This window comes from Nitratidesulfovibrio liaohensis (assembly GCF_011682075.1).
Classification (GTDB): Bacteria; Desulfobacterota; Desulfovibrionia; order Desulfovibrionales; family Desulfovibrionaceae; genus Cupidesulfovibrio; species Cupidesulfovibrio liaohensis.
In genome coordinates, this window is the sequence record NZ_VSMK01000759.1 from 26,447 (window position 1) to 34,153 (window position 7,707).

General features: G+C 67.3%; 8 protein-coding genes. 6 read left to right on the top strand and 2 right to left on the bottom strand.

Annotation, left to right across the window (positions count from 1 at the left end; genetic code table 11):
* The first annotated feature begins 9 nt into the window (after positions 1 to 9).
* The 6 genes from FVW27_RS18850 to FVW27_RS18875 all read left to right on the top strand — a co-directional run bounded on the left by FVW27_RS18850 (position 10) and on the right by FVW27_RS18875 (position 6,009).
* Positions 10 to 627 (top strand): DUF3164 family protein, encoded by a 618-nt coding sequence (locus FVW27_RS18850; RefSeq protein ID WP_167128198.1) that lies wholly within the window; start codon positions 10 to 12, stop codon positions 625 to 627.
* A 13-nt stretch (positions 628 to 640) separates the two neighbouring features.
* On the top strand, positions 641 to 1,105 hold the full coding sequence (locus tag FVW27_RS18855; protein WP_167128201.1) for a gp16 family protein: 465 nt from the start codon (positions 641 to 643) through the stop codon (positions 1,103 to 1,105).
* Positions 1,102 to 1,470, top strand: a complete 369-nt coding sequence (locus FVW27_RS18860; RefSeq protein WP_167128204.1) for a Mor transcription activator family protein — start codon at positions 1,102 to 1,104, stop codon at positions 1,468 to 1,470. The genes FVW27_RS18855 and FVW27_RS18860 overlap by 4 nt, the downstream gene beginning before the upstream one ends.
* 190 nt (positions 1,471 to 1,660) lie before the next feature.
* Entirely contained in the window at positions 1,661 to 2,053 is a 393-nt protein-coding gene (locus FVW27_RS18865; RefSeq protein ID WP_424991895.1) for a sensor histidine kinase, read from the top strand.
* Complete coding sequence (locus FVW27_RS18870) at positions 2,050 to 4,566, top strand: ATP-binding protein (protein ID WP_243838579.1); 2,517 nt, start codon at positions 2,050 to 2,052, stop codon at positions 4,564 to 4,566. The genes FVW27_RS18865 and FVW27_RS18870 overlap by 4 nt, the downstream gene beginning before the upstream one ends.
* Before the next feature lie 429 nt (positions 4,567 to 4,995).
* A complete protein-coding gene (locus tag FVW27_RS18875; protein WP_167128207.1) occupies positions 4,996 to 6,009 on the top strand; it encodes a hypothetical protein in 1,014 nt (337 codons plus the stop codon).
* A 744-nt stretch (positions 6,010 to 6,753) separates the two neighbouring features.
* Here FVW27_RS18875 and FVW27_RS18880 read toward each other — a convergent pair.
* Positions 6,754 to 7,296 (bottom strand): single-stranded DNA-binding protein, encoded by a 543-nt coding sequence (locus FVW27_RS18880; protein ID WP_167128210.1) that lies wholly within the window; start codon positions 7,294 to 7,296, stop codon positions 6,754 to 6,756.
* A 168-nt stretch (positions 7,297 to 7,464) separates the two neighbouring features.
* A partial coding sequence (locus tag FVW27_RS20715) for a hypothetical protein (protein ID WP_208294885.1) occupies positions 7,465 to 7,707 on the bottom strand: 243 nt, incomplete at its 5' end.

Consider the following 7,707-nt stretch of genomic DNA (forward strand, 5'->3'; position numbering starts at 1 on the left):
GAGATACGCATGAGCACCCCCACCAACATTCCCGACGGCTACATGGAGAACGCCCAGGGACACCTGATTCCCAAGCACGCCATCCGCCCTGCGGACATGGCCCGAAATGACCTGGTGCTGGAACTGGTGGCCGAGGCCCGCGCGGTGCAAGGCAAACTGGCAGATTTCAAGGCGCGCGCAATGGGCGAGGTCAGCGCGTTTGTCTCGTTGAGCGCCGAACAGTACGGGGCCAAGATCGGCGGTAACAAGGGCAACGTAACGCTGGTCAGCTACGACGGGCGCTACAAGATTCAGCGCTCCATCGCCGAACACATCACGTTCGATGAGCGCTTGCAGGCCGCCAAGTCGCTGATCGACGACTGCCTGCGGGAGTGGGCGTCCACCAGCCGTCCGGAACTGCAAACCCTGGTCACGCAGGCCTTCGACGTGGATAGCGAAGGCCGCATCAATACCGGGGCCATTCTGGCCTTGCGGCGCTATGACTTTGACGATGAGCGGTGGCTGCAAGCCATGCAGGCCATCGGCGAATCCATCCAGGTCACCGGCACCAAGGCTTACATCCGTGTCTACGAACGCAATTCGGCGGGCGGCTACGACGCCATCCCGCTGGACATCGCGGCGATCTAGAAGGGGGCGCAGCATGGCGACCAAGACACAGGAATCCTCGGCCCGGCTTATCAAGGTGATCCACGTTGGCAAGCGGCAGCTTGGGCTGGATGACGAGACGTACCGGACCATGCTGCGCGCCGCCACGGGCAGGGACTCGACCAAGGGCATGACGTACCGCGAGTTGCGCGCCGTTCTGTTGTCCTTCAAGCGCGCCGGGTTCAGCATGTCCAAGCCCGACGTGACCGACTACTCGCCGCAGGCCAGCAAGATTCGCGCACTGTGGTTGGCTCTCCACGCGGCAGGCGAGGTCCGGAACAAGAGCGAACGGGCGCTGCTTGCCTACGTAAAGAGGATCACCGGTGCGGAGAAGATGGAGTGGTGCACGTCTAAGCAGTTGCAGTCGGTCATTGAAACCCTCAAGGCATGGGGCGACCGCGTGGAAGACGAGGCCGCCCGGGCGAAGATCGCGGCCATCGCCGAGGAGGCCGCAGCATGAGCAGCATGAGCAGGTTCACCCAGCGCGGTTGCGATCTTCTGAAGGACGTAGAGGAGACCGTGGAAGCCACCGCCGCGCAAGAAATGCGCATCCGTGGGTTGCTGGAGCGCAAGGAACTGGCTTCCATCCCCAAGGACCTGGGACGGGTTGTCGCTGACCGATTGGCAGAAGAGTGGGGCGGACAGTCCGTCTACATCCCGATGGACAATGCGCGCCGCAACGCTCGCCTGTATAACGAGTTCACAGGCGACAATGTCCATGATCTAGCCAAGAAGTATCGCCTGTCGCTGTCCGCCGTTTACCGGATCGTCGCTGACGAGCGCTCCAAACGCCGCACGCCGCAACTGCCCTTGCCGTTGAGTTGACAGGACCATACCAGACCGTGCAGGAATGGGCCTCATCGGCCCAAAACGATAGGGGGCTTTCGGCCCCCTTCGTTATTCCGCGATGCGGAAGCATATTCCATGTGTCTCGTCCCGATATGTCCCGGATGGTCCCGCCTCATCCCGGTTATATCACACCCACAGCCCCTGTTATCTCACTCGTCGTCAGGATGTGCAGATTCCGCCCGACCTGCCCCCCCCCCCCTGCCTGGCCACAGAGGTGGAGCAGGTGCTGCTGAACCTGCTGCGCAACGCCGCGCAGGCCCTGGCCGGGTTCATCCCGCCCGATGGCGCTCCGCCCACCATCACCGTACGGGCCGAACATCATCCGGACGGGGTGGCCATATCCGTCTCGGACAACGGCCCCGGCATGCCGCCAGAGGTTCGGGCCAGGGTCTTCGACCCGTTCTACACCACCCGTCCGCCCGGAGAAGGCACCGGCCTCGGACTGTCCGTGGCGTTCTTCATCATCACCCAGAACCACAAGGGCACGTTTGCCGTGGTTTCCGAGCCCGGCCGGGGTGCCACCTTCACCTTCACCCTGCCGCTGGGGGGCACGTCATGAACGCCGCCGCCCCCCACGTCCGGAGGGGGCCAACACTGGTGCCCGTCCGCCAGCCGGTCCCCCAGCCTGGCCGTCTGCTCATGTTCCTGTTCGCGTGCCTGCTCGTGTGCCTGGCGGCACCCGCTGCCCACGCCACCGACTCCGCCACGGAGACGACTCCGCATCAGTTCCAGACCGTGCCACAGGCAGGGGCGCAAACGGGAATGCAGGATGCCGCCAGCACCACACCCGACGCCGTGGCCCGGTCGGTGACCGATTCTGTGGTCCAGACCCTTGCCGACGCCATCGCCGCGCGCGGCGTGCAGGATGGCCGCCACCTGGTGTTGCTGCTGCATTCCTACGAGCAGGGCATGGGCCGGGTGCGCGAAATCACCGACACGGTGGAAAGCATGCTGGCCCCCATGGACAACCACATAACCCTGCGCGTGGAAAACCTGGATTCCAAGCGCGTGCATACCCCGGAATACCTCAACGCCTTTGCCGCCGTGCTGGCCCTGAAATACGCCAAACGTACCCCCTCCCTCATCCTGACCAGCGACGACGACGCACTCGACTTTCTGGAAGCCCACCACGCCGCGCTGTTCCCCGGCGTGCCCGTACTGTTCTGCGGAGTGAACCATTTCCACGACAACCTTGTGGCGGCCATGCCCCGGCTTTCGGGCGTGCTGAGCACCTTTTCCGCCCGCGAAACCGCACTGGCCATGCTGGGGATGCACCCCGGCACACGGCACATCTATCTCGTCAACGACCACACCGAAACCGGGCGGGCCGTGGCCCGCGACATGTCGAGGCAACTCGCGGGACTGCCCGGCGGCGTGCAGGTGCACGAATTTCCGCCCCTGGCCTTCGACGACCTGCTGTCCCGGCTGGCCACCCTGCCCCCCGACGCGGCCGTTCTGCTGGGCGTGTATTTTGCCGACAGCGCGGGCTACGCCACCACCTTCGAAGACATGGGCGAACGCATCGCCGCCGCCACGCGGGTGCCCGTGCACTGCCTTGTCGATTTCAACCTGCGCGGAGCCACGGTGGGCGGCAAGGTGTCCGGGGCGGCCTTTCAGGCCGAGGCCTTGGGCCGCATGGCCTTGCGGGTCATTTCCGGCACGCGCGCCCAGGACATTCCCGTACAGGCCGAAGGGGTGAACCGCTACGTGTACCGCGCCCCCGCGCTGGAGCGGTGGGGGATCTCCGAAAGCAGCCTGCCCGAGGGCAGCACCGTGATCGACCGCCCCTTCTCGCTTTACCGGGCCTACCGTACCCAGATCAACATGCTGATCCTGTTCGTGGTTTCGCTGGCGTCCACCATTGCCGTGCTGGTGTACATGATGCGCCGCCGGGCCGCCTCGGAACGGCAACTGCGGCGGCTGCGCAACCTGTTGGCAAACACCCTGGACTCCATGCCCTCGGTCATCGTCGGCGTATCGCCGGAAGGACTGGTCACCCACTGGAACCGCCACGCGGCGGAGGCCACCGGACAGGAAGCCCATGAAGCCTTGGGCCGCCCCCTGGACGAAGTGTTCCCCCGGCTGGAAAAGCTGAAGCCGCTGGTGTTCGAGGCGCTGGAAGACGGTCTGGTGCGTGACGGACAGCGCCTGCTGCGGCCCGATGGCGACATGGTGCGCTACGAGGACGTGACGGTCTTTCCCCTGATGGCCAACGGCACGCAGGGCGCCGTCATCCGCGTGGACGACGTGACCGAGCGCGAGCGCATCCGCGAAATGATGATCCAGACGGAAAAGATGCTGACCGTAGGCGGCCTTGCGGCGGGCATGGCGCACGAGATCAACAATCCGCTCGGCGGCATCCTGCAGGCGGTGCAGAACATGCGCCGCCGGGTGGAAACGGGGCGACCCGACAATGAATCCGCCGCCCACGAGGCCGGTCTGACCATGGACCAGGTGCGCGGTTATCTGGAGCGGCGCGAAATACTGCGCATGCTCGACGACATCGCCGCCTCCGGCGCGCGGGCCGCGCATATCGTGGCCAACATGCTCGACTTCAGCCGCCGCGCCGACGGCGCGTTCGTGGCGCAGGACCTGCACCGGCTCATCGAGAACACCCTGGAACTGGCCGCCAACGACTACGACCTGAAGAAACTCTACGACTTCCGCACACTGCGCATCGTGCGCCACTATTCCCCCATGCTGCCGCCGGTGCCCTGCCTGCCCACAGAGGTGGAACAGGTGCTGCTGAACCTGTTCAAGAACGCCGCCCAGGCCCTGGCCACCACGCCGCCACCCGACGGCGCGCCGCCCACCCTGACCATCCGCACCGAGCGTCATCACGACCTGGTGGCGGTAACCGTGAGCGACAACGGGCCGGGCATGACGCCCGAGGTGCGCGCCCGCGTCTTCGACCCTTTCTACACCACCAAGCCCCCCGGCGAAGGCACCGGGCTGGGCTTGTCGGTGTCGTACTTCCTGATCACCCACAATCATGGCGGCAGCTTTGCCCTGCACTCCGAACCCGGCAAGGGGGCGCACTTCACCTTCACCCTGCCCCTGCGGCAACGCTAGGACCGCATCCGACCAACATTGTCGTGGTGGACTTGGCCCGTACATGCTCCAGGCAAGGCCAGACAGGACCAGACAGGGCCAGACATGCCCAGGGACACGGACGCGATGTGCAGCGCGATCCGCCCGACCCCGTATCAGCGGCGTGCGTGCAGGCCCCGCATGCCCCCCCATCACCGCATGCCCCCATGCCGCTCATGCTCGCGGTACGGACGGGATGCGCCAACATGTTGCGCTGTGCCGGTTGCGCCTTCCAGCGGCATGCCATGGACAGCCATCCCCCGCATGCCCATATTCTGAAAGGCATGGTCCACTTGACCGTTGACGTCTCCCGGACGCATTGAGACTGGAAACCACCCCGACCATCGCCACATGGCGAGACGTGGCGACCATGCATAACGACCGCATCCGCCGCATGGCAAAGGACATTCCATGACCGCCCGCACCGCATACAGCCGCCTTCCGGGCATCTCGCGCCTGCTGGCCGGGCTGCTCGCCGGTCTGCTCTTTCTGGGCATGCTGCTGGCTGCGGGGTGCGCCCCGCGCATGAAGGCCGATGTGCTGGCCGTGTCGGCCCCCGGCTTCCGCAAGGCCGGCCAAAGCTACGTGCTGGTGCCCGGCACCGCACTGTCCACGATGAACGCCATCAACGCCGACATGTTCCGCCAGTCCACCCAACGGCTGCGTGCCGTGCTCACCGGGCACGGCTATCGCGAGGCCGCCAGTCCGGAAGCGGCGGACATGGCCGTGGTGGTGGAATGGAAGGTGGATGGCCCGCACGAGGTGCCGGACACGTCATACCCCGCGCGCCCGTCCGTGGGCGTCGGCATCGGCTACGGTTCGTGGCCGTGGTACGGCGGGGCCTATGGCAGCCGGTACGGCGGCTGGGGCTACGGAGGCTATCGCGGGTTCGGCACCGGCTACGGCTACCCGCCCCCCATGATGGTGGTGCATACCCGCACCCTGTCCATTGAGGCGCGCGACCTTCGTTCCGGTCGTGGTGCCGCACAGGATACGCAACCTTCGGCCCAGGCCGGGCAGGAAGCGCCGGTGGCGGCGACATCCGGCCCACAGGTCGCACCGCCGCCCGCGCCCTCCATGCAGCCCGACGCCCCCACGAAACCCACCGGTGATACCGCGCGCCCGGCACGGTCCGACGGGGCGGCCTCCACCGCGTCCGGCCCGAACACGGCCGGTCCGGACGTGCCCGAATATGCCAGACCGCCCTACGGCACCCCCATCGGCACGGTGGAAGGGCTGCCATCGCCCACCGAACTGACCGGCCCGGTGCTGTGGAAGGTGGTGGTGTCCAGCACCGGCACCTCGCGCGACATCCTGGGTGCCCTGCCTGCGCTTACCGTGGCGGCCTCGCGCTGGATCGGCATCACCGCCAACGTCAAGGTGGCCGTGGACGACGAATTCAACGTGACCATCCTGGGACAATAGATAAGGCCCCCCCCCCTCAAGGGCAAACGCAGAATGCCACGAGGCCGGACGGCATCCGCCGTCCGGCCTCGCATGTTACGGAATTTCGTGAACTCCCGCGGGTTCCGATCAATGCCCGCGCGTGGGACCGTCCCTACGTCCGTGGCGGATACCTCCGTCAGGGGGCGTCCGGGCAGGATATCCGGTCGGCAACGCTCCGTGCGGGGCCGCTTCGAGTTCCCCCCAAAACCACCGCCGCACCGCCTCGGGATCGGCCCGGTAGGTACCGTCCGAGCATCTGCGGGCAGGAAATCCATCCTCCCGAATCCAACGCTTCACCGCCCCCTGTCCCGCACCCACGGCGCGACCGATGGCGTCCAGCCCCACCAGGACAAAGGGGACGGATGGCGCAGGCGACTGGCCGTGCGTCCGCCCCCATGCTGGCCCCCATGCCGAGCCCCCAGCCGAATCACGGGGCGCCTCCCGGCCCGTGGCCGCATGGTGCGCACCGCCCCGCCATCCCCAAGACTGGGAAGCCTCCTGGCGAACGTCCACGGACCGGGGCTCGCCGCATCCGCAGACGCCATGGGGCACCCGCGCCACCTCCGGAACGTGATCGTGCACAAACCGTTGCTGCGGTTGCTGCGCGCCCTGCATGCGACCTTCCTCCCTGTTTCGCGGCACCTCGCGCCGCGGCTGACATTGCGCTGACGTTGCATCGCGGACGCCCGACACCGGTCGCCCCCGGCCACATGCCCAAGCATCTCAATGCATGCGTCCCGACGGCATGCCCGGCACGCCTCCGGCCATTTCCGGTGCCCGCCGCCACGCCAGGGGCCACGTCACGGCACCGTCCCCGGCATTATCATCCTCCCCCTGGCCGAAAAACTCCGCTCTGGCGCTCCGTGCCTTGGAATGGGGTGTTTCGGCGCGTGCGGTGTGCATCGCGCCGGAAAACGCAACGGGGCTGACTGGCGCATGCAAGGGCGCATGCATGGGCGGCCCGGAACGCCGGTCACCCTCCACGGCCTGGACCAGCCACGCCGCCACCACGGCGCTGGCTTCCCCCTCCCGCGCGCAGGCCAGCAATTCACCTTCCACATGCACCAGCATGCCGCGCCGCAACCGCGCAAGGCACCACGCTGCCTGGTCACCGGTGACGCGCACCCGGTGCCGCTGGCCCGCGTCGTTCTGTCCGGCACCCTCGGTGCTGACGGAAAACAGCACGCAATCACCGATCGTGCCGGTTCCTGGCCGGGGCGCGGCCATCACGCGCCCGAGCAGCATCACTCTGTTCACAGCCGCCATGCGGCATCCTCCTCTGCGACGGTCATGTCGCACCAGCCGCATCGCGTTGCTCACGCGGATCGGCATATCCCGTACCGGTGCGGGGCGCTCCGGACGGCGTCCTCGCCGTGTGGCGGCCAACCGGCACGATCCCCTCGCCGGTAACGACCGCTCGCCCTTCGGCGGGCCTCAGAATCCAAGCACCATGTCCGGCATGCGGAACAGGTCGCGGCCATAGCAATCCGGCGGAATGTCCCCCGAGGCCCACGGATCTTCGAACAACCCGTGGTCCAGGCCATGTGCCGCCGCCTCGCAACCGGGACCGCAAAACCTGTCCCGCAGCGTGGCCGGGGTGAACCTGCACCCGCACACGGCGCAGTCGCGCGGCTGCGGCCTGGCCTGCCCTGCGGCCGCCAGCGACACGCACTCCCG